Below are 26,561 nucleotides of genomic sequence, written 5' to 3' on the forward strand. Positions count from 1 at the left end.
TCAAGAGAGGATATCATCATGACACAGGCTCAGAAGTCCAACCAGAAGGAACCCGCAGCCCCAGAAGCTTCGGAGAAGGGCCCCAGTGGCGTACGCCGTGTGGCCGTTATTGGTGGCAACCGGATTCCTTTTGCCCGTTCCAATACGGTCTACAGCAAGATCAGTAACCAGGAATTGCTGACCTCCACCCTGCGCGGGTTGGTAGATCGTTTCGGCCTTCAGGGCCAGCGTCTTGGTGAAGTGGTTGCCGGGGCCGTGATCAAGCACTCCAGAGATTTTAACCTGACCCGGGAAGCTGCAATGAGTTGCGGACTGGCGCCGGAGACCCCGGCGTACGATATTCAGCAGGCTTGTGGTACCGGGTTGGAGGCGGCCATTCTGGTGGCAAACAAGATCGCCCTGGGCCAGATTGAATGCGGTATTGCGGGCGGCACGGATACAACGTCGGATGCTCCCGTTGGCGTGAGTGAAGGGTTGCGGGAGATATTGCTTGACCTGAACCGGGCCAAGACCACCGGTGAACGGCTGAAAATTCTCAGCCGTTTTCGCCTCAGCGACCTTAAGCCGGAAGTGCCGCAGAACGGCGAGCCCCGCACAGGTATGTCCATGGGCGAGCATGCTCAGGTAACCGCCCACGAGTGGTCCATCCCGCGGGACGAGCAGGATCTTCTGGCATGGGAAAGCCATCAGAAGCTGGCGAAAGCCTACGAAGAAGGTTTCTTTAGCGACCTGATGACCCCGCTTGCAGGGCTTGAGAAAGATAACATTCTGCGCCCGGATACTACGCTGGAAAAGCTGGCAACCCTGAAGCCGGTTTTCGATCGTGAGCGTGGCACCATGACGGCTGCCAACAGCACCGCACTGACGGACGGCGCTTCCTGCGTGCTTCTGGCCAGTGAAGAATGGGCAAAAGCCCATAACCTGGAAGTAAAAGCCTGGCTGACTTTCTCGGAAGTAGCGGCGGTTGATTTTGTCGATAAGAAAGAAGGGCTGCTCATGGCTCCGGCTTACGCCGTGCCGCGGCTTCTGGAGAAAGCTGGGCTTACACTGCAGGATTTCGACTTTTATGAAATCCACGAAGCGTTTGCGGCTCAGGTCCTCTCAACGCTGAAAGCCTGGGAAGACCCTGCCTTCTGCAAAGACAAGCTGGGCCTGGACAAGCCGCTTGGCAGCATTGACCGTAACAAACTCAACGTGAAAGGCAGTAGCCTTGCCACCGGTCACCCATTCGCTGCGACGGGCGGGCGTATTGTCGCCACGCTAGCCAAGCTGCTGGAGGAAAAAGGAAGCGGACGCGGCCTTATTTCAATCTGTGCCGCAGGCGGCCAGGGCATAACGGCTATCCTGGAGCGATAATTTGCAGGAAAGCCGGAATAGTCTTTGACAGACCCGGTTTGGCGCCGTAGTATGCGCGCCACGGTGATCGAGAGACCACCAACCAGTTTGATGCGGGGTGGAGCAGTCTGGTAGCTCGTCGGGCTCATAACCCGAAGGTCGTAGGTTCGAATCCTGCCCCCGCTACCATATAAAAGAAAGGCAGATCAGTAACTTATTGGTCTGCCTTTTTTGTTTCTGCTTTCCAGGTTTTCTGCTGTTATAAGGAAATTTCTTCGAGAGACAGCGTATTAGTCGTAATCCGCTCGGCCCCTGTCGCGGTAATACGCACCGTTTCGCTGAAACCGACTCCAAACTCTCCTGGCTTGCGTAAGCAGATCGGCAGATGAAACACCATATCCTCTTCCAGAACTGCCTCGTTGTCGGTGGCCAGGAACATTGAGCCGGCGACCCAGGATGGCGGAAACGCCGCGCCGACCGGATAGCCAAAGACGCCGGAGAAAAACGCACGATCGACGATCGGCGCCAGCGCGGCCTCTCCGGCGCGTGCAGCCGAGGCGAAGCTTGAACCGGCTCGCGCGGCCGACATCACCGCTTCGAGGACGTCAAGACAGATCGCATGAAACTCACGAATTTCGGCCGAAGCCTGGCCGACGACGGCGGTACGCATCATCGGCGCAGTGTAGCGTTTGCGAACCGCACCGAATTCGGTGAACACCACATCACCGCTCGCAACTTCATAACCGGCATGATTAGTATGAATGATGCCGCTGCGCGCGCCAGTCGTCACAATCGGTTGCATGCTCATGAATTCGCTGCCCGCCCCCAGCATGGAACTGGCGCCGGCCCGGGCGATTTCATGATCGACCACACCTGCTCGTATCACGGCCGCCGCCGCGTCCAGACCGGCACCGGTGATGGCTGCGCTTTCGGACAGATAAGCGAGTTCAGCGGGTGATTTCACCAGGCGAACACGATCAATCAGCGCGCCGAAATCGGTGAACGTGGCTGCCTCCAACTCGTTCTTGAGTGCTGAAAGCAACCCCGGCCGAAAGGAGCCTGTCCAGGGGTTGAAGCCAATTCGCGGCGCCGGGGTGCCCGCCGTGCGACGAACCTGCACAGCCAGTTCGCCGGCTACCGCCTCGGGCGCCTGCCATGGATAGCCGATAACCTCGTCCACCCGACTCAGATACACGGCGGGGCCGATTTCTATGGCCGGCACAAACAGCACGGTTCGATCAGTCGCGACCAGCAGCACGCACTGTACCGAGACCTCGAAGGTAGTATATCCGGTCAGGTAACACAGTTCTCCGGCTTCGGTCAGCAGTAGCAGATCAAACCCGGCTTCAGCCATCCCCCGTCGAACGGAGGCGAGCCGCGCCTCGTATTCATCCGGTTCGAACGCCAGTACGGGCTCGGGAAACTTGGACTGCAGTTTGTCGCGGTAGGTACGGTAATCCATGGGTTGATTGCTCGCAGTTCCTAGAAATAGTTTTCATTAGGCGCTTATTTATTCCCAGTATGCAAGAAAGAGGGTTCGAACCGCGGACGGAGCTGGCACATAAGTTCCCGGCGCTCTCAGACAGCGGGTCTATGGAAGCTGCTCCCGCCAACGCTTGACCCTGACCTGGCCCTTAATGGCATCAATAACTTCAATGATCAGGGCGATCAGTGCTTCGTTTCGGTCTTCATTGGTTTCCGGTTCGCCGGGCCCGCGAATAAAGGCGTTTACAATGTCTTCGATAAACGCGTGGTTCGAAGAAGATGCCAGATCCTCCAGAATCTGCTGGATAACATTGGCCACAATGTCGCCGACAGCGTCCTCAAGGGTTTCCTTGATGGTTGATCCCACGACCGGCAGGTATTTCAGCCGCGATAATTCCACGTTCTGCTTCAGGGCGTGATCAACCCGGTCTTCAAGGTAACTTCTTAATGCCCCGCGATTGGGTACATAGCCCTCTTGTGCTGCCTCTGCGACGCGCTTGGATATCCACCCGGAAAGCATGTCGCGCCTCGGGTACAGAATGTCATTCTGGATGTGTTCGAACAGCGGAGAGCCCAGTTTTATTTCGTGCTGAATACCGCTCAGTACCTTTGCCACGATGCGATCGGAAAGTTCTTCCATGAAGGCTTCGTAGTAGAAGTTTACAAAGCGGTAAATTCCGGTGCTGGTAACATCGATTATCTTGTATTGATGCAGGCGGTACACAATGGAAATAACCCGCAGGATCCGCAGGAACCGCAGGCTTCCTACAGGTATACATCCAACGACATCATACCAGTGGATAAAGGGATAGAAGTACCAGCGGTCGTACACTTTGGCCCTGATTGCATAGCCCCAGCGCACAAAAAACTCGGACAGGAAGACTGCAACGAACATCGCATCGTAGAGAATGAAGTTTTCGTGTATCGGGTGATAGGCGGCCTGGAACGCCGGAAGGTGCTCTTTCAAAGCGTTCTGGATAACAACGAAGCTATAGGTGGAATCCCAGATAATGAACGCAAGATTGATGATGAGTAGTCCCAACATCAGGAAGTCGATAATGAACCAGATAAGTTGATGGCTGGACTTCAGGTTCTCGCGGTTAATTTTCAGCATTCGCTGGTATCCGTCCTCTGTGGTGTAATAGCAGTCGCAGATCGTTTAACAGGTTAGCGTATTTGAACCCGGCCGACGACTTGTCCGGGCGCAGATTAACTTGACCGTCTAGTATTAAACTCTCACGCTTGAGCGATAATAGCTGTCATCAATCCCATCATTCCTATCATGACCAACACTGAAACAGCCGGATGCTATCACTTGATCATATTTTGAAATCTGGCCGAATCCGGCTTCTGGGCCTGCTGCTTTTCCTGTGGTCTTCCGCAGGCCTGGCCCAGCAGGTAGAGGTTCGTGTCAAAGGTGATTACCCCGGGCTTCAGGAAAATGCCAAAGCGTTCATTGGCGAGGTGGAGGGCCGAAGTGCCGGTAACCTTCGTCGTTATGCATCGACGGCGGCCAGCCAGGCCAGCAAAGCGCTGCGTGCGCTGGGTTATTACAGTCCGGTTGTGGATTGGCAGGTAGAAGAAGGTGACGCAGAAGAAACCGCCCGGCTGATTCTGACTATTACGCCCGGTGACCCTGTGCGAATCAAATCCCGGACCGTTGAGATACGGGGTGCTGCCGCATCGGACTCGCGCTTCACAGAGAATCTGCCTGTTCACCCCGCCGAAGGCGACATCCTGAATCATGGCGACTACACCAACCTCCGGGACACCCTGCAGAACCGGGCCCGGCGTAGGGGCTATTTCGATGGCCGCCTTGTTACCCGTACCCTCGAGGTTGATCCGGAAGCCCTGTCGGCAAACATTACTCTGGTGTTTGAAAGCGGTGACCGGTATCGGCTGGGAGAGGTCACATTTGAAGAAGGGCACTGGTTTGAAAACCATCTTCTTCGCCAGTTTGTTACCTTTGAACCAGGCACTCCTTATCACGCAGATGAAATCGCAAAACTTAACAGCGATCTCCTTGGTAGTGGCTATTTCTCGGGTGTGAACATAGATGCCGTGCCGGGGAGCGCTGAAAATGGGGTGATTCCCGTGCGTATCGATCTGACCCGCAGAGATCGCCGCTCTATGGCCACCGGCCTCGGTTTTTCCACGGATGTCGGGCCGCGCTTCCGGGGCACCTGGCGGGAGCACTGGATTAACCCGATGGGACACAAGCGTGGGGCTGAAACAGAGCTTTCCGCACCTCGGCAGAACCTCAGCACTTGGTATGAACTCCCGCTGGACCCACCCATGACCGACCTGATCCGGCTCACTGCAGGTTATCAGCGCGAAGATATCGAGAACGTTGAGTCCGAGCTGTTGACCTTTGGGCAGCAGTGGCAGCACCAGCTGGATGATGGCTGGCTGCAGGTGTTGTCAGTGCGCTGGGAAGGCGAACGCTTCAATATTGGTGACGATGAAAAAGGCACCAGTACTCTGCTGCTCCCGGGGATCGGTTACTCCAAACTGCACGCCGATTCACCGCTGGATCCGTCCCGGGGTTACCGTTTGCAGGTTAATGTGAGCGGCTCTCACAGGGCGGTTCTGTCCAGTGTGGATATCCTGCATGTGAACGCCATTGCCAAGGGCCTGTTTACACTCGCTGGCAAACACCGTTTTCTGTCACGCCTCCAGTTCGGTGGCGTAGCAACTAACCGGTTTGAGGACGTACCGCCTTCTCTGCGCTTCTTCGCCGGTGGCGACCAGAGTGTGCGCGGTTACGGTTACCAGACGTTATCACCGGAGAATGATAATGGCATCCCGGTTGGGGGTCGTTACACGATAGTGGGCAGTGCTGAATACCAATACCAGTTTGCTGATAAATGGCGTGCCGCGCTGTTTGTTGATCATGGCAACGCGATTAACGATTTGTTAGACCCCTTGGCTACCGGCGTCGGCGCCGGTATTCGTTGGGTCAGTCCGCTTGGGCCCTTGCGTCTGGATATTGCCAAAGGCCTGAATCCTGAACTTGGTGGCCAGTGGCGGGTTCATTTCTCGATGGGGCCGGAGCTGTGACGGAAATTCATAAAGATAACGAAACAGCGGATAGCGCAAAACAGCCTCAGGGCAAGCGGACTGGTCGTATCCGGTTCTGGTTGCTTCTGCTTCTTGGGCTGTTGGTACTGTTGCCGGTTGTTCTGGTTGCGGCGGCGTTGCTGGTATTGCGCTCTGAGACAGGAACCGCCTGGGTAATTGAGCAGATACCCGGGCTCGAGGTTGTCAACGACCGCGGCTCGCTGTTTGGAACCTGGCAGGCGGATCGTCTTCAGTGGCGGGGATACGGTGTTGATGTGGCGGCTGAATTCCCGCTCATAGACTGGTCGCCTTCCTGCCTTTTTGACTTGCAGTTCTGCCTGGAAACCCTTCACATAAAGCAGTTGGACGTGAATATACAACCTTCTGCAGAGGCGCAGGGTCCGGCCGAAGACCTCAGTCTGCCTGGGCTTGAGTTGCCGCTGGGGCTCAGAGTTAACGACGTACGGTTAGGAACATTTACCTTCAATGGCAGCAAGGTATGGGACAGATTCGAGCTTGATGCCGGCGGCTCCGGGGCAGACTGGAAACTGGAGCGGGTCTACTACCAGCTTGATGACTATACCGTGGTGGCATCTGGTCGCGTGGAAACCCGCAGAGACTGGCCCGTCAATCTTGAGGTGAACGCCAAGCTGCCGCCTCCTTATGGCGATACCTGGACAATTGGCCTGGCGCTTTCTGGCAGCGTGCGGGATCTTGCTCTTGCCGGGCAGAGTCGCGGCTATCTCGACGCCGCGCTGGAAGGCAAGGTGGAGCCGTTGGCGTCGAACCTGCCAGCACGCTTGCGGGTAACCTCGGAAACGTTCCTGGCGGCCGAGGCCTTGCCGGCAACCCTGGTGCTGAACGACTGGTTTGTTGAGGCCGCAGGCAGCCTGCAGAGCGGATTTAAAACGACAGCGCAGGCGACACTTCCCGGCACGGAAGGGCCGGTTTATCTGACACTTTCGGGCCTGGTTACAACCGCTGAGGCCCGGGATATCAGGCTGGAACTTTCGGCGAAGAGTGGGGCAGAGAAGAGCAAGGCAGACACACCATCCAAAACGGTGGTGGTCACCGGCAATACGCAGTGGCAGGACGGTCTCAGTGCGGAGGCGAAGTTCCAGTTGCGGCAGTTCCCCTGGTATTCACTGGTTCCCGGCCTGGACGAGCCGCCTGTTGCGCTTCGCAAGCTGGATGGTGAGGCTTCGTGGCGTGATGGTCGCTATCAGGCGAACCTGACCGCTGAAGTGGACGGGGCCCAAGGCCCGGCAGAGTTGTCTACATCTATTGACGGTGATGCCAGCCGGGCCAGGTTAACAGAACTCTCTGCGGTGACGGGGGCGGGGTCCCTCTCTGGTGAAGGGGCCCTGGATTTTTCCGGTCCGCTAAGCTGGCAGGCCGCCTTGGAACTTGTGGATTTTAACCCCGGATATTGGGTGCCTGTTCTGGAAGCGAGTCTCAGCGGCGAGGTCTCAACAAAAGGGCAGCTCACGGATGGGGCAGTTCCGGCTATGGAGGCCAGCTGGGATCTGAAGGGCCAGTGGCGCTCCAGCCCGACTGTTGCGGCGGGCCGCCTTGATACCTCAACGGGTGATTGGGTTGTGCCGCAGCTGAAGCTGGTTATTGGTGATAATCGACTTGATGGTAGCGGTAAATGGGGCAAGGAGTTACAGGCCAATCTAGACCTCAAACTGCCGGATCCGGAAAAAATTCTGCCGGGCCTGGGCGGAGAGGCCAAGCTCCAGCTCAAGCTTGCAGGAACTCCCGATGACCCGCGAGGGGAGTTGACCGCAAGTGCTGTCGAACTGCGCTGGCAGGATCTTCTGGTTGTTGACGCGCTAAGCCTCGATGCCCAGCTGGAATCCGGGTTCCGTCTCAATGCCGAGTTGCAGAGCAAGGGTATTGCCGTCGCCGGGCAAACTATCGAGTCGCTGGCCGTCAAGGCTCAGGGCACCCAGGGCGATCACGAGGTTGCCATTGATGCCCGGCATGCAGATGCGCGAGTGCAGCTGGATTTTCAGGGTTCTGCGGGTGAGGCTTGGGCAAACTGGCAAGGTGAGCTTGCGCGGGGCGTTATTGATGTGCCCGGGCAGGAGCAGACCTGGGAGCTGGAATCTCCCGCCGGACTAGCATACGCAGATGATGGCAAACTCAGTTTTGCGGCCCATTGCTGGCGCTGGCAGCAAAGTTCTGTTTGCGCAGACAAACAGACCCTGCTGCCTGTGCCCGGCATTGCCTATCGTATCGACAGTTTCCCCGCCGCGGCTTTGGCTCCGCTTCTGCCAGAGACATTACGCTGGTATTCAAGCATTAGCGGTGAAATTAACTTTACCTCAACCGACAACGGCCCTGATGGTCGCATTGTACTCGATGCCGGTGAGGGTCGATTTGAGCTGCTTCTGGACGGAGAGTGGGAGAGCCTGAGTTACGATACCCTGACGACGGAACTGGATCTCAAGCCCGACGAGGCGGATCTTGCGGTACGGTTGTCTGGCCCGGAACTTGGCAGACTCTCGGTGAATATGACCCTGGATCCGATGGCCGAAGGCCGCCCGGTTGAAGGTCAGTTTAAACTGGAAGGCCTTGATATCGCCTTGGCTGGCCTGTTCACCGGGCTTGAAGAGGTGGCCGGCGAGGTGAACGGCGAAGGAACGATCTCCGGGCCTCTGATGAAGCCTGCGGTGCGTGGGGAGGTGGCGTTAACCAACGGCCGGATAGTGGATCCCCGCCTGCCTCTGCCCATGGAAGAAGTGGTTATCAGCGTCAAGCTTGACGGCTATTCAGCGGACATTCGCGGTCGTATCAGAAGCAACGCCCGCAGCGAAGCTCTTATTCGGGGGGAAATTGACTGGCAGGATGCTCCAGGCGGTGAGGTTCGCATTACCGGTGACAGGTTGCCTTTCAGCCTGGAACCCTACGCCCATCTGGAGGTGGCGCCGGATCTGACCATTGCATTCCGTGAAGGTGCCTTGCGAGTGGAAGGCCGGATTGAAGTGCCTCGGGGTGACATTGAAATAGAAGGGCTGCCCGAGCAGGCTGTTTCCGTATCCGAAGATGAAGTGATTGTCGGAGTAAAGCAGGAAGAGCCTCTTGTCAGGTCTCTGGATATGGATGTCACGGTGGTTGTAGGCCAAGACCGGGTTAGCTTTGTCGCGTTCGGCGTGACGGGCGACCTTGAGGGCACCCTGCGGATCGGTAATGACATGGACACCCGGGGCACCCTGCAGTTGGTGAACGGTCAATACGAAGCGTATGGCCAGGAGCTTGAATTGCGGCGTGCACGGCTGCTATTTGTCGGCAGCCTGGTTCAGCCGTACCTGGATATTGAAGCGGTGAGGCAGGTGGATACGGTGGTGGCAGGGATTCGCTTGAGTGGCCCGGTTCAGTCACCCACTACCGAGGTGTTCTCCAGCCCGGATATGCCGCAGGCAGATGCTTTGTCCTACGTGATTCTTGGTCGCGCTCCCAGGGGACAGAGTGAAGACGGGCAGATGAGCCGGGCTGCCATTTCGCTGGGGCTAACTCAGGTGAACAAGGTAACCGGCCAGATCGGAGAAGGCTTCGGTATTCGCGAGTTAACGCTTGAAGCGGAAGGTAGTGGGGACCAGACATCGGTTGTCGCCAGTGGCTACCTGAACGACGACCTTAGTATCCGCTACGGGGTGGGCATCTTTGTGCCCATCAACACCGTGGCGCTGCGTTACGATCTGGGACGGTACTTTTATCTTGAAGCTGCCAGCGGATTGGCAGCCTCTCTGGATATATTTTATACACGGGACTTCTGAGTTCAGTCCAGTTCAAACGTTGCATCCTGCACTCAGTGATCCCTTCGCGCTATTGCTCCATCAACTGGCCCGGCTGGATGCGGGCTCCAGCCGGGCCAGCTTGAATGACAGCGCTGCCTGCACGAACTCGCTGAAAATCCGCCGGTGTCCACTGTGGTAAAGCAGGTATTCAGGATGCCACTGCAGCCCCATAAGCCATTGGCCACGAGTGCTTTCAATGGCCTGGACGAACAGATCATTGTCTACAGCTGTCACCTTGAGATTCTTGCCCAAGCGTTTTATAGCCTGGCTGTGTATCCGGTTGGCCCCGATTACCGGGGCCCGCATAAGCTTTCCCAGCCGGCTGGTTTTCACAAGTCGAACGGTCTGCATGGGCAATAACAGTGGTCTGTGCCGGGTATTCACCCTGAGGGGCGTTACGTTCTGGCACAGGGAACCACCGTGAAATATGTTGATAAACTGAGCGCCCCGGCAGATACCCAACACAGGAATCCCGACAGATTCTGCCTGTTCCAGCAGGTGATAATCGGTTGTATCCCGGACCTTGTCGTAACGGGCACTCACCTGGGGTTCCTGGCCATAACGCCCCGGGTGAACATGGGTGCCGCCTGACAGCACCAATCCGTCCAGCATTGAAACGTCCACCCGGGCACCGGGCCGGATGTAATAGGGGCGCGCACCCTGCAGCCTGAGGCCAAAACTGATCAACTGTTGCGCAACACGCTTGCGGGCAGGGCCGCTGATGCCGATTGTCAGGCCGGGCAGGTTGTCTTCAGTAGGATGCTGTTCAGACATAGTCTTTGCTGTGCAGCCAGCTTGCTGAGGTTTCCTGCCAGCTCTGAGTCAGATTGCGCAGGCTGATTTTCCGGCTTTCCCGGAACAAAGCCCGAAGCTCGGCCAAGTCGTCCGCATTGTTGGCGATCTGCTCTACCACCACCCAGTCATTCCACACGTTGGAAAAGTTCCATTCCGGGTTGTCGATGTCACAGTCTGGCAGCCGGTAGTGAAGTGTAGGCCGGCTTTTGATGCGTGGGTCTTTCACGTACTGGTCGAGAAGAGGTTTGTCCAGATGGGCAAACAACGGCAGAAGATCCAGGGCACGGTTGCGCGTGGGGTTGGATTCCAGATAATCCACCATCATCTGGTGTTGGTCTGGTGCATAGCCCTCAGTTATCAGAAGGTCAGTATAACGGCTGCTCCAGGGTTCAATATAGGGTGTGAACTTTCTGCTGATGTCCAGCTGATGGCGAGCTTTGAGCCAGTCATAGAGCACGGCAAAGGCCTGAAAGTAGCGAACCAGTGTTGTCGGTTTGAGGTCAGGCAACTCAGGATTCAGCTGCAAGCCGAATGCAAAATAAATAGCCTCCCGGCTACCCAGTGCGCCGGCGTCACGCAGCTCCTTGACCAGAACCTCAATCTGCTGCAGTTCCGAAAACCGCATAGGCGGGCTCACAATCTCCAGCGGCACAATACGCTCAGCCGCGGCATCGATGACTTCCATGGCTTGCCCGCCGAGCTCACGGAGTGCCTCGGGCACTCTCTCATCCGTGAGATCCAGATCTTTCACCGGATCCGAATCCAGTTCGATAACAAAGCAGCCCAGAGGCGTCTCAAGCTTGCTCACATAGCGGGATTCCAGTGTGGGCGTTCCACCAAGAAGCTCTGCAACCAGGCTGACGAGTTGCCCGTATCCAAGCCCGGACAGTTCGATTTCCACACCCACGCGGCGTTGTTTTCCGTCAGTCGTGTTCAGTATGTCTGGCATCTTGCAGGGGGTAGTTTTACTCATAGTACTCACAGGTAATAAATTTGCGATTTTTCACCATATCACACTCCTGTAGCGGCGGTGGTTAAGGGATAGCAAGAAAATAAGTCACCTGGCTTTACACTGGATAAAACACTGTATATAGTCAAAACACTGTATAAACAAACAGGATTGCTGGTGCACTGTATATGCCAGCAGATATCAGGCCCAGCATGTATAAGCCCTGCATGCAGCAAGCGGAGCAGCGCAACAATGAAGCTGACAGCAAGACAGTCTCAGGTACTGGCGATTATTCGCCGATCCGTGGATGAAACCGGCTACCCACCCACTCGCGCGGAAATAGCAGCGGAGCTTGGATTCCGCTCGGCGAACGCCGCTGAGGAGCATCTGCGTGCACTGGCCCGCAAGGGCGCTATCGAAATGGTGCCGGGCGCCAGCCGGGGTATTCGCCTGCCCGAAGTTGCTGAAGACCCGGGGCTACCTGTTATTGGTCAGGTGGCGGCGGGCAGTCCGATTCTGGCTCAGGAGCATATCGAGGATCATTGCTCGCTGAAGCCGGAGTTTTTCTCGCCTTCAGCCGATTACCTGCTTCGGGTCAGAGGGATGAGCATGAAGGATATCGGCATTCTTGACGGCGACCTTCTTGCAGTACACAGCACTCAGGATGTTCATAACGGCCAGGTTGTTGTGGCCAGAGTGGGTGACGAAGTGACGGTGAAGCGCTTCCGGAAAGAAGGCTCGAAGGTCTATTTGAGTGCCGAAAATGAAGAGTTTGCGCCGATAGAGGTCGACCTCAAGGAGCAGGAGCTGTTCATTGAAGGGCTGGGTGTAGGTGTTATCCGGCGTTCTGATCTGCACTGATCGGGCTGGTATAACCACAGACGCATTGAAAAACGGGTGAATTATGGAACAACTTAGCTTCAATCAGAACATGGCATGGCAGCAAGGTATTTTGCCTTGCTCAGTGCCGGAATATACAGCCCGGAAACAGCGCACAGTCATTCGAGCCAATTACAAACCGGATGTCGCGGACTCCACTCCGGTTGGCAATGTCACGGAAATCATTCTGCCAGAAGGGCAGGTAGAAAACTTTCAGCTGTTGCTACCGATGCTGACTCAGCTCAACCAGGAAAAACGTTGGTTGGCGTGGATTGATCCTCCCCAGGCACTGGTGAGCAAGTGGCAGAAAATGCACGGTATTGTCGCTGGAGAGCTTCTGGTTTTGCGCTCCACCGCAGAATACCCTGCGCGTCAGCTTGCGGAAAGAGCCTTGAGCGCGGGTACCTGTCATGCGGTGGTTATGTGGACGCGTAAACTGGGGAAAACAGCCTTTGACTCCCTGCAGAAGGCGGCGGCGGAAGGTAACAGCCACGGCGTCGTGCTTAGGCAACGCTGAGTCTTACCCACTTAGTGCAGAGTGTAAGCGGGCTGAGCGTCTGAAACGTCCAGCTCGTCATCTTCCCAGTCAATGTCGTGAGTAACATTTCCAGCGGCTTCTATTCCTGCAGCAATCATTGCCTTGGCTACAGACATATCCCGATCTTCCATCATTTCGCGGGCTTCATTTGAAAACGAAATCCTGACCAGTGGTGCACTGTCGTCGTCGATGCGTCGCAGGGCATAGTCGCCGTTGCTTAATTGTACAATCTCGAAAAACGATGGTGACATTTCATTAACCTTTTAGTGTTGAAAACCGGAAGCGGCGGTCCTGAGTGATTGGTGATTACCACTCGCCGTGTTGTTCTTCCAGGTTGTCGGCAAACTGTTTTACTGCGTTCAGAGTCTTCATAAGCACTTGGGCGGAGCGGTCTGGCCCGACCTCGGCAGATACGGCAATTATATTTTCTGCACTAACCGTTTTCCGCGCTGCGGGCGGTCTGCTCTGGGCGGTTTCGAGCTGGTCAAGGTGATTCCACCAGCTTCCCGCTTCCTGCTCAAGGGCTCTCAGTTCGCTGGTTTCGGTGGCTTGCTCTCCAATCAGGTTTGCAAGTTCTGCCAGAGATGAAGGCTCCTCCGAGCGCTTCTGGTAAAACCGGGCAATCATAATCAGTAAGAGCCGTCTTGCCCTTAAAAGAAGCTCGATAGAACCTTGGGTAGCCGCTTCACGTTGTAATTTTTGCGCAGGAGTATGAACCGGGTTCCCGGTATCGGTTGGCTGCTTCGGTGTTTCAAGAAGCGTCCTTGCAAGAAACAGCTTTTGTGAAACCAGCGAATACCATTGAGATGCCATGGGGTGCCTCTGAAAACTCCCTGCTGCGCAGAGGTCCCGCTGAGGATCCCTGCCCGAAAACAGCCGAATAAAATAGCCTGCCATCATAGCATTTCAGCTGGCAGATTTCTTTACCTCTTCCGTTTTGGTCTCAAGTGACAATAAAATACAAACAATCACTTGAAACGGTCGTTTGAATTTGGCAAAAGGGAGCCCCTATTATGGGTTTTGGATTGTCTGGAGGGGTTAGGAATGCGGAGCCAATTTGTCGCGTGTATTGCAGTGCTTTCGTTCGGGTTTTCCGGGCAGGCGTTGTCAGCAGTATCGGTAGCTGAAGCCGAACGGCTAAAGCTGGATCTGACGCCGGTCGGTGCCGAGCGAGGAGCCAATGCTTCCGGCAGTATTCCGGAGTGGACCGGCGGGTTGACTGCGCCACCTGCCAACTGGCGTGAAGGCGATATTGAGGTAGATCCGTTTCCGCAAGATGAGGCGTTGTTCGTGATCACGGCGGGCAATATGCACCTGTATAAGGACAAGCTCTCTGACGCTTCGCTCCGGATGCTCAGCCAGTACGGCCCGGATTTTTTCATGCCGGTTTACCAGACTCGCCGCACCGCCGCGTTCCCGCAACATGTGTATGATAAGTTTTATGACAATGCTCTGAGCGCTAAAGTGCTGGATAACGGAAATGGCGTGCGCAACACTATTATGACCAGCCCGTTTCCGATTCCTGAAAACGGGCTCGAAGTCATGTGGAATCACATTCTGCGTTATCGCGGTGAAGAGGTATCGTTCCGTAGCGCTTCCGCCACGCCCCAGGTGGACGGTTCCTATAACCCGGTAGTCAATCAATATGATTACTATTTTGCCTACAGCAAGAGAGATACAGAGCTTGCTGATATAGATAACAAGATTTTCTACCTCAAGACGGATACGATTTCGCCCTCTACGCTGGCTGGTACTATCACGCTTGTGCACGAAACACTCGACCAGGTGCGCTCGCCCCGCTTGGCCTGGCGTTATGATTCTGGCTCCCGGCGCTTGAGGCGGTCACCGAATCTGGCCTACGAGACGGATTTGCCAAACTCCTCGTCCCTGCGCTCCGTTGACCAGAAGGATATGTACAATGGTGCTCCAAATCAGTACGACTGGATTCTGAAGGGCAAGCGCGAGCTCTTTGTTCCCTACAATGCTTACAAGTTGCACAATCAGTCAGTTCGGCCGGACGACGTTATTCGTGCAGGGCACATTAACCAGAAACTGACGCGCTATGAGTTGCATCGGGTTTGGGTGGTTGAGGCAAAGCGCCGCACCGGCATCAAGCACATCTACGACCGTCGAGTTTTTTATGTGGATGAAGACAGTTGGCAGATCCTGATGTCGGAAGAGTATAACGAGGATGGCGAGCTGTGGCGGGTTTCGGAAGCCCATAACATCAGCTATTACAATGAGCCGGTGTTCTGGACTACCATGGAGATGACTTACGACCTAAAATCTAAGCGCTATTACATCGACGGGCTGAATGACGATTTCCCGGCCTACGATTTTAACCCCGGATTTCGCGGTAGTGAGTTTACTGCTTCTTCTGCGAGGAGGGCTGCTCGTCGCTGATTGCAGTACTACGGTATGAGACGCTGGCACTCGCCGGCGTCTCTTCAGGGTCGCTCGTTCTTCACCTCTTTGTGCAAGGAGAAAATGTCTTGGCGGACTCTCAAGATGGTTCCCGCTCTGAAGGCCAGTCGTGTCTGGCAAACTTCGATCAGCTAATGGCGGATCTTGGCAGCGCTCTGGCCAATCAGGACTGGGACGCTCTGGTTAGCCTCAGCGCTGGGGTGAAACCCGCGACAGAGCCGTTGATAGCCGCACTGGAGGATGGGAAAATTGAACCGGAGCCTGTCCGGACTCGACTTGAAGAGTTGCGGCAGTTTCTGGACACAGCAGGTGAAGGGGCTGCCCGGGCCAAAGCAGAAGCGGAGCAGGCCCTGAAAGGAGTGAACCGAAACCGCAGTGCAGCTAAGGCCTACCAGAATGTTTCAACGCCGCGGCCTAAATAGCGTCATAAAATTGACTCTTTTGGTTTTAACGTCTTAAATACCGCACAAATCCCCAAAGAGACTCTTGTGAATGTCTAAAAATAACAAGGTGCTGGTGCTGAGTGAGGACGAGTCGATGCGCCGGGACATGGCGACGATTCTGGAGTTTATTGGCGAAGAGCAGGTTATTGCAGGTCATGACGCCTGGGCACTCCTGGAATCTGGCGATGAAGAGAGTCTGGCGGATATTTCCGTTGCCGTTGTAAATGGCTTCGATTCTGGTGCCGTAAGCATGATTGAGGCTGTGTGCAAGGCCGTGCAGGGCGTTCCTTTGTTGATGGTGGGTGATCCCGCACTCAAAGGCTTGGCGGAGTCGGATGCTGCTCGCGTTATTGCTCGGATGGAATGGCCTCTGAATTACACTAAATTCGTAGACTCGCTCTACCGTGCCCAGATTTTTGCAGAGCAGTTCCGTCGTTCAAAAGAGCGTGGCCAGCAGCGCGGCCTGCAGTTATTCCGGAGCCTGGTAGGAACTAGCCGCCAGATTCAGCAAGTGCGCCAGCTCATGGAGCAGGTGGCGGACAAGGATGTGAGCGTGCTGATTACCGGTCCGTCTGGCACCGGTAAAGAAGTTGTTGCGCGCAATCTTCATTACCACTCTTCACGTCGCGACAAACCGTTTGTACCCGTCAACTGTGGTGCTATACCAGCGGAACTGCTTGAAAGTGAGCTCTTCGGCCATGAAAAAGGCGCATTCACTGGTGCGATTACCGCCCGGGTCGGGCGTTTCGAGCTGGCGGAGGGGGGCACCCTGTTCCTGGATGAAATCGGCGATATGCCGCTGAATATGCAGGTTAAAATACTGCGCGTACTGCAGGAACGGACATTCGAGCGGGTAGGCAGTAATCGGACTATTTCCGCGGATGTCCGTGTTATTGCGGCGACGCATAAGCATCTTGAAGATATGATCGAATCGGGTGAATTCCGGGAAGATCTCTATTACCGGTTGAATGTCTTTCCCATCGAAGTGCCATCATTGCGGGATCGGGTAGAGGATATTCCGTTGCTTATCAATGAGCTGATTTCCCGTATGGAAAAGGAAAAACGCGGTTCCTTACGGATGAATTCGGCAGCGATCATGAGCCTGTGCCGGCACGACTGGCCAGGTAATGTCCGCGAGCTGGCGAACCTGGTGGAGCGTCTGGCGATTATGCATCCATACTCTGTAATCGGGGTGCAGGAGTTGCCGAAGAAGTTTCGATATATAGATGATTTTGATGAGAATCGGCCGGTTGAGGATTCGGGGATGCCTTCTGGTATTCCCGGGTTGGTGGGGCTGGATGCTCCGGCTTTGTTGCCGGTGAATGGTATTGATCTGAAGGATTATCTGTCGAATCTTGAGAGGCAGCTGATTCAGCAGGCTTTGGACGAGGCCGGGGGGGTGGTTGCCCGTGCGGCGGAGAAGCTTCGGATCCGGCGGACTACTCTTGTGGAGAAGGTTCGGAAGTATGGGCTTCGGGAGGAGGAGCCTGAGGAGTTTTGAGTAAGCTTGCAAGATGGTGGGGTGCGGTCGCGGGGTAGTCCTCCTCTTTTTGTGTGCCAACGAGACGTCAAAGGTTTGTAGCCTTCGGCGTTTTTCTCGTTCAGGGCGACGTAAAACCGTCGTTTACCTTTTTGTGAGTTTTTCTGTCCATTGATCTATATGGAAAAATCCTAGTTGGCACGGCACTGGCTTAGTGATCTGAAAACGAATCATCCGAAGGGTGTGGCCCTGTGTATCGGGGCTGATCGGGAGTCAGGTTATGAGTCAGGCACAGTTTATCATTCAGTCGGCGGAGCATGAGGCGCAGGCCAATGCGGCGGCGGATGCTAACGATAAGGTGAGGGCGTTGTTTCCGCAGCAGGATGATGAGGCGGTGGGTTCTGCGCTGGAGATGTTTAACCAGATGTCGCGGCAGATTACCGATTCTTATCGCACGCTGGAGTCGCGGGTTAATCAGTTGTCGGGGGAGTTGAGCCAAGAGTCTTTGCAGCGTCAGCAAGAGCTGGAGGAGAAGGAGCAGTTGGCCGACCGGCTTTCTACTCTGCTGAAGGCCCTGCCGGCAGGTGTGGTGGTGCTGGACAGCCAGGGTGTGGTGTCGCAGAGCAATCCTGCGGCTATTGTGTTGCTGGGTGAGCCGTTGGACGGTGAGCGCTGGGTGGATGTGATTGGTCGCTGTTTCTCTCCGCGCCGGGATGATGGTCATGAGGTGTCTTTGAAGGATGGGCGCCGGGTGAGCATTGAGATCCGCACCATGGACAACCAGCCGGGGCAGTTGATTTTGCTCACCGATCTGACAGAAACCCGTCATCTTCAGTCCCAGCTGGCCCATGCCCAGCGGCTTTCTGCCATGGGCAAAATGGTGGCTTCGCTTGCTCACCAGATTCGCACGCCTTTGTCTGCGGCCATTCTTTATGGCGGGCACTTAACCCAGGACGATCTGGATGAAGAGATGCGCCAGCGTTGCGCAACTCGCCTGATGTCGCGGCTTACGCACCTGGAACAACAGGTGCGGGATATGCTGATTTTTGCACGGGGCGAAACCCGTCTGGCGGAGGAGCTGTTTGCGGCCACGCTGGTTTCGGCTCTGGAATCTGCGCTGGAGGGGATTAAGCCTGCGGCAGGTTCTGACGTGATGTTGAAGAGCGACGTACCAGCGGATTGCCGGTTGATGTGCAACCGGGATGCGTTGGTTGGAGCCTGTACCAACCTGGTGAACAACAGTCTCGAAGCAGGCGCCACTGCTGTTGCCGTTCAGGTTGCATCGGAGGCGGGTGAGCTGTTGATCCGGGTTTTGGATAACGGCCCGGGGTTTGGCAAGGCGGAAGCAAGCCGGTTGGCTGAGGCTTTCTACACCACCAAATCCCACGGCACGGGGCTAGGCCTGGCGGTTGTGCAGGCTGTTGTGAAGGCTCATCAGGGTCAGTTTTCCATTGAATCGCCGGAGCAGGGTGGCGCTGTCGCGACTCTGCGTCTGCCGCTATTGCGTAACAAACTCTGATCGGAGGCGAATATGGCCAAGGCCCAGATTCTGATTGTTGAAGATGACCGTGACCTGCGCGAGGCGCTGGTAACCACTCTGGAACTGGCGAAATTTCGCGTCCGCGAGGCCTCGAACGCTCATGAGGCGCTGGCACGGCTAGCAGAGGCTCCGGTCGATATGGTGGTCAGCGATGTGAACATGCCCGGGCTCTCCGGTCATGAGTTGCTGGGCGAGGTGCAACGCTTGTATCCCGGTTTGCCGATGATGCTGATTACAGCGTATGGGCAGATCAGCCACGCGGTTTCAGCCATGCAGTCCGGTGCTGTGGACTATCTGGTAAAGCCGTTTGAGCCGAAGGTGCTCGTTGATGCAGTCACCAAGGTAGTGGGCGGAAGCCGTCAGAAGCCTGGCGATGAGCAGCCTGTGGCTGAGGATCCGGCCAGTAAGCGTATATTCCAGCTGGCAGCCAAAGTGGCTGGCAGTGATTCGACGGTGATGATCTCCGGGGAAAGCGGGACCGGTAAAGAAGTTCTGGCCCGGTATGTTCACCAGCAGTCGCCACGGGCGGATCAACCTTTTGTCGCCATTAACTGTGCGGCTATTCCTGAAAACATGCTTGAAGCGATTCTGTTCGGCCATGAGAAAGGTGCCTTTACCGGCGCAGTTGCATCCGCCCCCGGAAAGTTCGAGCAAGCCAATGGTGGAACGATTCTGCTGGACGAAGTTTCGGAAATGGACCCCGGGCTCCAATCCAAACTGCTCCGGGTTTTGCAGGAGCGGGAAGTTGAGCGCGTAGGTGGTCGTAAAACCATCTCGCTGGATGTTCGTGTGATTGCCACGACTAACCGGGATCTGGCGGATTTCGTGCGGGAAGGGCGGTTCCGGGAAGATCTCTACTACCGGCTGAGTGTGTTTCCTATCCACTGGCAGCCGCTGCGGGAACGTCCGCTGGACATACTTCCGATGGCAACGTCGCTGCTGAAGAAGCATTGTCGCAAGATGAAACTGACCGGTATCAGCTTTGCTGCCGATGCCCGCAGCGCGCTGATTCAGCATAGGTGGCCCGGCAACGTGCGGGAACTGGACAACGCTATTCAGCGTTCGTTAGTTCTGCACCAGGGGAATGTGATTCACGCAGGCGATCTGTGCCTCGAGATTGGCGCCAGCGGACGTTTTGATGGCCACGGAACTGTAGCGGCCCCGGTAGCACCGGCATCTGTCGCTCCACCTTTTGAAGAAGCGCATCTGCAGCAACCGGAACAGCTGGGTGCAGTAACACCGGTCCCCGGATTTTCTGAATCCGATCACCCGGCCCCGGTATCAATTGAAGCTGGATCGCTCGGAGATGATCTGCGGCAGCAGGAGTTCCGTATAATCATCCAGACACTCAGAAAAGAGCGTGGGCGTCGCAACCGGGCCGCAGAGCAACTGGGTATTAGCCCGAGAACTCTGAGATACAAACTGGCCCAGATGCGTGATGCCGGGATTGATCTGGATGCAGAGTTGGACATGGCGTAAGCAGTCTTTTGTAGTACCCCTTCGTAGTACCCCTTATTTTGGCACCCGTATGGGTGCTTTTTTTTGGGTGATTTCCGGGCCCGTCGCACCCTGATCAATTTAACGCCAGTGTCCGGCAGGCGCCGTTCCATGGTGTTGTAGGACACCTGTCCTTGCCGTGTTAACAATGTTATCCACAGGTTTTGTGGGTAACATTGAATATTACAAAGATTCCGGTTCAAATACAGAAACCGCCACTTTCTCTCCGTCAAAATTCCGCCGTCAGTGATTTTTTCTATGATTTTTGTTCTTCTAACTAACTGTTAATAAGAATGAAATAAATTATGGCCTGACCATTGCTTGGCCCTGATCAATAAAGTCAGACCAGCAAGCCTGCCCCTGTTGGGGTGGTGTCAGGAGAAAGTTATGGTTCAGCGTGCCGACATCAATAGCGTTCTGTCCGATATCCGTTCACTGCGTTCGCAAATGAATCAGAACCAGCGTGTTGAGCAGGATCAGTCGGTGCGTGGCCGCATTGACGGCCCGCGCCAGGTTGATCAGACCGGGCAGACGTCGAATTTCGGCGATATGCTCAGCAATGCAGTCAACAACGTGAACGAGGTTCAGCAAAATGCCGGTGCCCTGCGGACCGCATACGATATGGGCGACCCCAATGTGGACATCACTCGGGTAATGATTGCTGCCCAGAAGTCTTCTGTGTCTTTCGAGGCTTTGACCCAGGTGCGTAACCGCGTGGTCAAGGCTTACGAAGACATCATGAATATGCCGATCTGATAACGGAGTACAGACATGGCCAGCGTTCCCGCAGAAACTACCTCAAACATGCCAGCCGCTCAGGGTGGTGATCGCTCCGAGAGCAACAGCGACATGTTTCTGGGATTTAACCGCCTGAACCTTCTGCGCCAGGTCGGCCTGATGGTGGGCCTCGCTGCCAGCGTTGCCTTGGGAGTTGCGGTTGTGCTTTGGGCCCAGGAGCCGAACTACCAGCCAGTGGTGGGGGACTTGTCGGCGTACAACCCTCAGGACGTGACCACGATCCTCGATAGCAACGGCATCGATTACAAAATGGATACGCGCACAGGTGCTCTGCTGGTGCCTTCCGATCAGGTCTTTAATGCGCGGCTCAAGCTGGCTGCCGAGGGCGTGACAGATCAGAAGACCATGGGCTACGAGTTGTTGGACCAGGATCGCGGGTTAGGCACCTCCCAGTTCATGGAAACCATCAGCTATCGCCGTGGCCTTGAGGGTGAACTGGCGCGCACCATTAGCAGCATGCGTGGCGTTCGCGGTGCCAGGGTTCATTTGGCTATTCCCGAGCGTTCCGTATTCGTGCGGGATGCCCGTGATCCGACTGCCTCGGTTTTCCTGGAGGTCTTTGCAGGCCGTCGCCCCGAGCACGAACAGATTGCAGCGATTGTGAACCTGGTCGCCGGCAGTATTCCGATGATGAACAAAGATCATGTCACGGTTGTTGACCAGAACGGCAATCTGCTGACCGGGAATGAAAGTCGTGGCGATGGCGAGCGTATGCAGGATCAGTACGACTACACCTCGCGTCTGGAAGAGGGGCTGACACGCCGTGTTTCCTCTTTGATCGCACCCATTGTTGGCGAAGGCCGGTATCGGGCAGAAGTTTCTGCAGACCTGGATTTTTCGTCGGTGGAGCAGGCGGAGGAACTGTTCAACCCAGATCAGCAGGCGGTTCGCAGTGAGCGTGATCTGACAGAAGAGCGTGTTGCCGGCTTCAACGGTGGCATCCCGGGAGCATTGTCCAATCAGCCGCCTGCCAATGCCACAGTGCCGGAACAGGTAAATGCAAATACAAATACAAATGCGGGTGGCGCTGATGGCGCAGCGCCGGCACAGCCTGTTAACGTACGCAAGGAATCTACCCGCAACTATGAGATGGATCGTACGGTCAGCTACACCCGGCAGGAGCTTGGGCGTGTGAGGCGGGTGACCGTTGCGCTTGCAGTTGATGATATGAAAGTGGTTGATCCGGAAACCGGCGATGTAACCTATGAGGCTTGGCCTGAGCAGGAGTTGCAGCGCCTGAGTATGCTGGTGCGTGATGCAGTGGGCTACTCCGCAGCCCGTGGCGACAGCGTAACCGTAATGAATACCGCGTTTGCTCCCGAAGAGGAATTTGAATTTGAAACACCGGGGTTCTGGGAGCAGCCCTGGTTCTGGGATCTGATGAAACAGGTATTGGCCGGTCTGGTTATTCTGGTGCTGGTGCTTGGCTTACTGCGCCCGACGTTGAAAAGCCTGTCTGGTGGCGGGCGCCGCGAGCGGGGGGAAGATTCCGATTCCGGTGGTTATGGCGGTTACGATGATGCTGGCAGCGACGATGCCTTGCGCCAGGCAATGGCTCCTCAGGACGACCTGCTTTTGCCGGGGGCTACAGACAGTTATGATAGGCAATTGAATGCGCTTAAAGGCCTAATCGCCGAAGACCCGGCGAGGGTTTCTCAGGTGATGCGCCAGTGGGTGAACGTTGATGACTGATCAATCCAGGCTGTCGGGTGGCGATGAGCCCCAGAAGCCCCAGCGGAAAATTCCGCGGGTAGAGCAGGCCGCGATCCTGCTGATGTCTCTGGGCGAGGCGGATGCCGCCGAAGTGCTCAAGCATATGGGCCCGAAAGAAGTTCAGCGGGTGGGTGTTGCCATGGCCCAGATGAAAGACGTCAGCAAAGATGACGTCTCTTACGTGTTAACGCAGTTCGTAGAAGCGGTGGGTGGCCAGACTGGGCTGGGCGTGGGTAATGATGACTATATCCGCGCCATGCTCACCCAGGCTTTGGGTGACGACAAGGCCGCCAGCCTGATCGATCGCATTCTCATTGGTGGCAATACCACCGGGCTGGACACGCTTAAATGGATGGAGCCAAGAGCCGTCGGCGATATCATCCGCTATGAGCACCCGCAAATTCAGGCCATTGTTATCTCTTACCTGGACCCTGATCAGGCTGCCGAGATTCTTGCAACGCTGGATGAGAAAGTTCGCCTCGATGTCATGATGCGGGTTGCCTCGCTGGAAAGCATCCAGCCCCAGGCTCTGCAGGAACTGAACGACATTCTGGAAAAACAGTTTTCCGGCGGCTCAGCGGCCCAGACCAGCCGCATAGGTGGTGTAAAGCGTGCCGCGGATATCATGAACTTTATGGATCGCAGTATAGAGGGCAGCCTGCTGGACTCCATCAAGGATATGGATCCGGATCTCGCCTCTACCATCGAAGACCTCATGTTTGTATTTGATAACCTCAAGGATATTGATGACAGGGGTATTCAGGCGTTGTTGCGTGAGGTGTCCTCGGAAGTTCTCGTAGTTGCTCTCAAGGGCGCTGACGGCGGGGTTCAGGAAAAGATCTTCAAGAACATGTCCAAGCGCGCCGCCGAGTTGCTGCAGGATGACCTGGAGGCCAAAGGCCCGGTGAAGGTCAGCGACGTCGAGTCTGCCCAGAAAGACATTATTACCATTGCCCGTCGCATGGCTGAAGCGGGAGAAATCACGCTTGGCGGTGCCGGTGAAGAAATGATGTGATGAAAGACTCCTCCAAAGATCTCTCCAGAGCAGCTTCCAGAGACCCTAGTCGCATTCCCAAAGAGCAGTTAACTGCCTACGAGCGATGGGAGCTTCCGCTGCTGGATGCCAGTGGCAATGAGGTTGCTCGTGAGGAGGAGCGTAATGTCAAACCTCTGACGGCAGGTGACCTTGCCGAAATTCGCCAGGCTGCGCTGGAAGACGGCCTGAAGGAAGGCCGGGAGCAGGGTTTTCAGGAGGGCCGCACCGAAGGGTATGAACAGGGCCATAAGGAAGGATTCGAAACTGGCCAGGCTGAGGGGAAGGAGCGAGGACAGAGTGAAGGCTATGACGAAACCCGGGCAGAAGTAACCGCAGGCCTGGATCGCCTCGAACCGATGCTGGGCGAGCTGTTGCTGCCAATCCGCCAGCACCAGGATGAGATTGAAACCTCGCTGCTCAATCTCACCATGGTACTTGCCCGGGCCGTTGTTTACCGCGAGCTGACCATTGACTCCTTGCAAATCCGGCAGGTGGTGCGCCGGGCATTAGAGGCTCTGCCGTCGACGGCGGACAATGTCCGGATTCATGTTCATCCGGACGACTGCAGTGTTGTTCGTGAAGTGGCGGAACGCTTTGAAGCGGCCGCCTCCGTTCTGGAGGATGACAGCATCTTGCCTGGCGGTTGCCGGGTCGAAACCCGCAACAGTCTCGTCGACTTTACCGTTGAAAAGCGCTTTCAGCGTGCTGTTCAGAGTATGCTTGAGCAGCAGACAGATGACGGTGAGGGCGGCGAGCCCGAAGAGCTGGGCGCCCTGATGGATGACCTGACTGACTTTCAGCGAGATGTATTGAGCTCACCGGATAAAACCCCGAACGAAGACCCAGTCGAAAACAAACTTAGCGAAGACACCTCCATCGAAGACACCTCCATCGAAGACAACCCCATCGAAGGCAAGCGTGATGACATCCTCCCTGGCTGATCGCCTGGATCGATACCAGGCTTATTTGCGTGCAGAGCCTGAGCCGGAGCTATCAGGCCGCCTGACCCGAATGGTAGGGCTGACGCTGGAGTGCGTTGGCTGCCCTATGGTGGTGGGGGATCGCTGTGTGATAAAAGGCCAGGGTTCAGGCACCGTTGAGGCCGAAGTCGTGGGGTTTGAGGATGACAAGGTCTACCTTATGCCGCTGACCGCCATCGAAGGCCTTAAACCAGGCGCCAGGGTGGTTCCGCTAGCCTCCGCAAGTCGCGTTCCTGTTGGCCCTCTTATGCTGGGTCGTGTGGTGGATGGCAGCGGCGAACCCCTCGATGGCAAAGGCCCGCTCCAGGCAGAGGCCCGGGTTCCGCTGACCGGAGAAATCATAAACCCCCTCAACCGGGCACCTGTAAGGCAGTCCATGGATGTTGGCATTCGGGCTATTAATGCCCTGCTGACCGTTGGTCAGGGCCAGCGTCTGGGGCTGTTTGCTGGCAGTGGTGTTGGTAAAAGTATGCTGCTGGGTATGATGACCCGGTTCACCGATGCCGACGTTATCGTGGTTGGGTTGATCGGTGAGCGTGGCCGGGAGGTCAAGGAATTCATTGAAGATATTCTGGGTGAAGAAGGGCTGGCCAGATCGGTTGTGGTTGCTGCTCCGGCGGATGACTCACCGCTGATGCGCCTGCGCGCAGCCATGCTTACGACTCGGATTGCCGAATACTACCGGGACAAGGGCAAGCGAGTGCTTCTGCTGATGGACTCGCTTACCCGATACGCCCAGGCTCAGCGTGAAATTGCGCTGGCGGTTGGCGAACCACCTGCCACCAAAGGTTATCCACCTTCCGTATTCGCCAAGTTGCCGCAGCTGGTGGAGCGCACCGGCAATGGTTTGCCCGGAGGTGGTTCGATCACCGCGTTTTATACCGTGCTGACCGAAGGTGACGATCAGCAGGATCCCATTGCGGATGCAGCCAGGGCGATCCTGGATGGCCATATTGTGCTCTCGCGCCGGCTTGCAGAAGAAGGGCACTATCCTGCCATCGACGTTGAGGCTTCTATCAGCCGGGTTATGCCGCAGGTGACAGAAACCGAGCACTTCGCCCGGTCCCAGCGGTTCAAACAGGTCTATTCACGTTATCAGCAGGCCCGGGATCTGATCAGCGTAGGCGCCTATGTGAAGGGCTCCGATCCGGAAACCGACTTCGCCATTACCCATATCGGGAATATGCGCCAGTTCCTGCAGCAGGGGCTGAACGAGCGCGCTTCACTAACCGAGAGCATCGAGGGGCTGCTATCTGTGGTGCCCGAACGTCGCTCACCGGAACGCCGCAAGTCTGCTGTTCCTGATCCCGATGCCGCCAATGCAAGCAGAGGTGTCAGTTGATATTGCGTTCTCAGCGCCTGACCGTAGTGCTTGCGCTGGAAGAGCGCAAGGAGCAGGAAGCGCTGGAGCGGATGGGCAAGGCCCGGGAACTGATGGAGCAACACAAGGGTCAGATAGAAAACCTCAACAGCTACCAGCAGGAATACCGGGATCAGATCCGCAACAGTCAACACGGCGTGGTGCAGGTCAGTCGTTTGCAAGCGTGGCAGGCGTTTATTGCGCAGCTTGATCAGGTTATCCTGCAGCAGCAAAAGCAGCTGGTTCAGACCGAAGCGGTTTTTGAGACTCGTCGACGGGAGTGGCAGCACGCCTGGGAGCGTCGGCGAGGTATGGAGAAATACATCGAGACCTGTCGTAAGCAAGAGCAAAGAGTTCAGGATCTGCAGGAGCAAAAGATGTCTGATGAAGCCGCTGGCCGTGCTTTTGCGCGCCGCCGCCGCTGACGCTTGCCCTGAATCAATCGC

At 56.1% G+C, this 26,561-nt stretch carries 22 protein-coding genes and 1 tRNA gene; 17 read left to right on the forward strand and 6 right to left on the reverse strand.

The features are described from left to right. The first annotated feature begins 18 nt into the window (after positions 1-18). The gene (locus BUA49_RS08675) at positions 19-1,356 is read left to right on the forward strand and encodes an acetyl-CoA C-acetyltransferase (protein WP_072796767.1); all 1,338 of its coding nucleotides are present in this window, start codon (positions 19-21) and stop codon (positions 1,354-1,356) included. 91 nt (positions 1,357-1,447) lie between these two features. Next, a tRNA-Met gene (locus BUA49_RS08680) sits at positions 1,448-1,524 on the forward strand. Between the two features lie 70 nt (positions 1,525-1,594). Here the strand turns inward: BUA49_RS08680 and BUA49_RS08685 are convergent. Both BUA49_RS08685 and BUA49_RS08690 read right to left on the reverse strand, forming a co-directional pair. After that, a complete protein-coding gene (locus tag BUA49_RS08685; RefSeq protein WP_072796768.1) occupies positions 1,595-2,797 on the reverse strand; it encodes a M24 family metallopeptidase in 1,203 nt (400 codons plus the stop codon). Positions 2,798-2,926: 129 nt separating this feature from the next. Further along, positions 2,927-3,934, reverse strand: coding sequence for a hypothetical protein (locus tag BUA49_RS08690; protein ID WP_072796769.1), 1,008 nt, complete (start codon positions 3,932-3,934; stop codon positions 2,927-2,929). A gap of 191 nt (positions 3,935-4,125) precedes the next feature. Here BUA49_RS08690 and BUA49_RS08695 point away from each other — a divergent pair, with 191 nt between their 5' ends. Next, complete coding sequence (locus tag BUA49_RS08695) at positions 4,126-5,880, forward strand: autotransporter assembly complex protein TamA (protein ID WP_084063520.1); 1,755 nt, start codon at positions 4,126-4,128, stop codon at positions 5,878-5,880. After that, on the forward strand, positions 5,877-9,662 hold the full coding sequence (locus BUA49_RS08700) for a translocation/assembly module TamB domain-containing protein (RefSeq protein WP_228704435.1): 3,786 nt from the start codon (positions 5,877-5,879) through the stop codon (positions 9,660-9,662). The genes BUA49_RS08695 and BUA49_RS08700 overlap by 4 nt, the downstream gene beginning before the upstream one ends. A 60-nt stretch (positions 9,663-9,722) precedes the next feature. On the opposite strand, the gene BUA49_RS08705 is transcribed toward BUA49_RS08700, so the two are convergent. Both BUA49_RS08705 and BUA49_RS08710 read right to left on the reverse strand, forming a co-directional pair. Then, the gene (locus BUA49_RS08705) at positions 9,723-10,457 is read right to left on the reverse strand and encodes a gamma-glutamyl-gamma-aminobutyrate hydrolase family protein (RefSeq protein WP_072796770.1); all 735 of its coding nucleotides are present in this window, start codon (positions 10,455-10,457) and stop codon (positions 9,723-9,725) included. Beyond that, complete coding sequence (locus BUA49_RS08710) at positions 10,450-11,451, reverse strand: amidoligase family protein (protein WP_072796771.1); 1,002 nt, start codon at positions 11,449-11,451, stop codon at positions 10,450-10,452. Before BUA49_RS08710 ends, BUA49_RS08705 begins: the two co-directional genes overlap by 8 nt. A gap of 228 nt (positions 11,452-11,679) precedes the next feature. Here BUA49_RS08710 and lexA point away from each other — a divergent pair, with 228 nt between their 5' ends. Further along, positions 11,680-12,288 (forward strand): transcriptional repressor LexA, encoded by a 609-nt coding sequence (lexA, locus tag BUA49_RS08715; RefSeq protein WP_072796772.1) that lies wholly within the window; start codon positions 11,680-11,682, stop codon positions 12,286-12,288. A gap of 43 nt (positions 12,289-12,331) precedes the next feature. Further along, on the forward strand, positions 12,332-12,823 hold the full coding sequence (locus BUA49_RS08720) for a cell division inhibitor SulA (RefSeq protein ID WP_072796773.1): 492 nt from the start codon (positions 12,332-12,334) through the stop codon (positions 12,821-12,823). A gap of 11 nt (positions 12,824-12,834) precedes the next feature. On the opposite strand, the gene BUA49_RS08725 is transcribed toward BUA49_RS08720, so the two are convergent. Together BUA49_RS08725 and BUA49_RS08730 are read right to left on the reverse strand one after the other, a co-directional pair. Then, positions 12,835-13,095 carry a hypothetical protein gene (locus BUA49_RS08725; RefSeq protein WP_072796774.1) on the reverse strand — a complete coding sequence of 87 codons (261 nt, stop codon included), beginning with the start codon at positions 13,093-13,095 and terminating at the stop codon, positions 12,835-12,837. A 55-nt stretch (positions 13,096-13,150) separates the two neighbouring features. Then, positions 13,151-13,657, reverse strand: coding sequence for a DUF6586 family protein (locus tag BUA49_RS08730; RefSeq protein ID WP_072797786.1), 507 nt, complete (start codon positions 13,655-13,657; stop codon positions 13,151-13,153). 231 nt (positions 13,658-13,888) lie between these two features. Between BUA49_RS08730 and BUA49_RS08735 the strand changes: the two genes are divergently transcribed. The 11 genes from BUA49_RS08735 to fliJ all read left to right on the forward strand — a co-directional run bounded on the left by BUA49_RS08735 (position 13,889) and on the right by fliJ (position 26,540). Next, positions 13,889-15,247, forward strand: a complete 1,359-nt coding sequence (locus BUA49_RS08735; RefSeq protein ID WP_072796775.1) for a DUF1329 domain-containing protein — start codon at positions 13,889-13,891, stop codon at positions 15,245-15,247. 89 nt (positions 15,248-15,336) lie between these two features. Then, entirely contained in the window at positions 15,337-15,690 is a 354-nt protein-coding gene (locus tag BUA49_RS08740; RefSeq protein ID WP_228704436.1) for an SOS cell division inhibitor, read from the forward strand. A gap of 70 nt (positions 15,691-15,760) precedes the next feature. After that, positions 15,761-17,212, forward strand: a complete 1,452-nt coding sequence (locus BUA49_RS08745; RefSeq protein ID WP_072796776.1) for a sigma-54 dependent transcriptional regulator — start codon at positions 15,761-15,763, stop codon at positions 17,210-17,212. Between the two features lie 259 nt (positions 17,213-17,471). Next, complete coding sequence (locus BUA49_RS08750) at positions 17,472-18,710, forward strand: sensor histidine kinase (protein WP_072796777.1); 1,239 nt, start codon at positions 17,472-17,474, stop codon at positions 18,708-18,710. 12 nt (positions 18,711-18,722) lie between these two features. Further along, positions 18,723-20,210 carry a sigma-54-dependent transcriptional regulator gene (locus tag BUA49_RS08755; RefSeq protein ID WP_072796778.1) on the forward strand — a complete coding sequence of 496 codons (1,488 nt, stop codon included), beginning with the start codon at positions 18,723-18,725 and terminating at the stop codon, positions 20,208-20,210. A gap of 405 nt (positions 20,211-20,615) precedes the next feature. Next, a complete protein-coding gene (gene fliE / locus BUA49_RS08760; protein ID WP_072796779.1) occupies positions 20,616-20,984 on the forward strand; it encodes a flagellar hook-basal body complex protein FliE in 369 nt (122 codons plus the stop codon). 15 nt (positions 20,985-20,999) lie between these two features. Beyond that, entirely contained in the window at positions 21,000-22,718 is a 1,719-nt protein-coding gene (gene fliF / locus BUA49_RS08765) for a flagellar basal-body MS-ring/collar protein FliF (RefSeq protein ID WP_072796780.1), read from the forward strand. Next, a complete protein-coding gene (fliG, locus tag BUA49_RS08770; protein WP_072796781.1) occupies positions 22,711-23,754 on the forward strand; it encodes a flagellar motor switch protein FliG in 1,044 nt (347 codons plus the stop codon). The genes fliF and fliG overlap by 8 nt, the downstream gene beginning before the upstream one ends. Beyond that, complete coding sequence (locus BUA49_RS08775) at positions 23,754-24,716, forward strand: flagellar assembly protein FliH (protein ID WP_084063521.1); 963 nt, start codon at positions 23,754-23,756, stop codon at positions 24,714-24,716. The genes fliG and BUA49_RS08775 overlap by 1 nt, the downstream gene beginning before the upstream one ends. Beyond that, on the forward strand, positions 24,697-26,097 hold the full coding sequence (gene fliI, locus BUA49_RS08780; protein WP_072796782.1) for a flagellar protein export ATPase FliI: 1,401 nt from the start codon (positions 24,697-24,699) through the stop codon (positions 26,095-26,097). Before BUA49_RS08775 ends, fliI begins: the two co-directional genes overlap by 20 nt. After that, positions 26,097-26,540 (forward strand): flagellar export protein FliJ, encoded by a 444-nt coding sequence (gene fliJ / locus BUA49_RS08785; RefSeq protein WP_072797789.1) that lies wholly within the window; start codon positions 26,097-26,099, stop codon positions 26,538-26,540. The genes fliI and fliJ overlap by 1 nt, the downstream gene beginning before the upstream one ends. Positions 26,541-26,561 lie beyond the last annotated feature (21 nt).

This window comes from Marinobacter antarcticus (assembly GCF_900142385.1).
Lineage (GTDB): Bacteria > Pseudomonadota > Gammaproteobacteria > Pseudomonadales > Oleiphilaceae > Marinobacter > Marinobacter antarcticus.

Bases quoted from the DNA above. Each gene is read 5' to 3' on its own strand.
- BUA49_RS08675 (WP_072796767.1), top strand. From the start codon at position 19: ATGACACAGGCTCAGAAGTCCAACCAGAAGGAACCCGCAGCCCCAGAA.
- BUA49_RS08685 (WP_072796768.1), bottom strand. From the start codon at position 2,797: ATGGATTACCGTACCTACCGCGACAAACTGCAGTCCAAGTTTCCCGAG.
- BUA49_RS08690 (WP_072796769.1), bottom strand. From the start codon at position 3,934: ATGCTGAAAATTAACCGCGAGAACCTGAAGTCCAGCCATCAACTTATC.
- BUA49_RS08695 (WP_084063520.1), top strand. From the start codon at position 4,126: ATGCTATCACTTGATCATATTTTGAAATCTGGCCGAATCCGGCTTCTG.
- BUA49_RS08705 (WP_072796770.1), bottom strand. From the start codon at position 10,457: ATGTCTGAACAGCATCCTACTGAAGACAACCTGCCCGGCCTGACAATC.
- BUA49_RS08710 (WP_072796771.1), bottom strand. From the start codon at position 11,451: ATGAGTAAAACTACCCCCTGCAAGATGCCAGACATACTGAACACGACT.
- lexA (WP_072796772.1), top strand. From the start codon at position 11,680: ATGAAGCTGACAGCAAGACAGTCTCAGGTACTGGCGATTATTCGCCGA.
- BUA49_RS08720 (WP_072796773.1), top strand. From the start codon at position 12,332: ATGGAACAACTTAGCTTCAATCAGAACATGGCATGGCAGCAAGGTATT.
- BUA49_RS08725 (WP_072796774.1), bottom strand. From the start codon at position 13,095: ATGTCACCATCGTTTTTCGAGATTGTACAATTAAGCAACGGCGACTAT.
- BUA49_RS08730 (WP_072797786.1), bottom strand. From the start codon at position 13,657: ATGGCATCTCAATGGTATTCGCTGGTTTCACAAAAGCTGTTTCTTGCA.
- BUA49_RS08735 (WP_072796775.1), top strand. From the start codon at position 13,889: ATGCGGAGCCAATTTGTCGCGTGTATTGCAGTGCTTTCGTTCGGGTTT.
- BUA49_RS08745 (WP_072796776.1), top strand. From the start codon at position 15,761: ATGTCTAAAAATAACAAGGTGCTGGTGCTGAGTGAGGACGAGTCGATG.
- BUA49_RS08750 (WP_072796777.1), top strand. From the start codon at position 17,472: ATGAGTCAGGCACAGTTTATCATTCAGTCGGCGGAGCATGAGGCGCAG.
- BUA49_RS08755 (WP_072796778.1), top strand. From the start codon at position 18,723: ATGGCCAAGGCCCAGATTCTGATTGTTGAAGATGACCGTGACCTGCGC.
- fliE (WP_072796779.1), top strand. From the start codon at position 20,616: ATGGTTCAGCGTGCCGACATCAATAGCGTTCTGTCCGATATCCGTTCA.
- fliF (WP_072796780.1), top strand. From the start codon at position 21,000: ATGGCCAGCGTTCCCGCAGAAACTACCTCAAACATGCCAGCCGCTCAG.
- fliG (WP_072796781.1), top strand. From the start codon at position 22,711: ATGACTGATCAATCCAGGCTGTCGGGTGGCGATGAGCCCCAGAAGCCC.
- BUA49_RS08775 (WP_084063521.1), top strand. From the start codon at position 23,754: ATGAAAGACTCCTCCAAAGATCTCTCCAGAGCAGCTTCCAGAGACCCT.
- fliI (WP_072796782.1), top strand. From the start codon at position 24,697: ATGACATCCTCCCTGGCTGATCGCCTGGATCGATACCAGGCTTATTTG.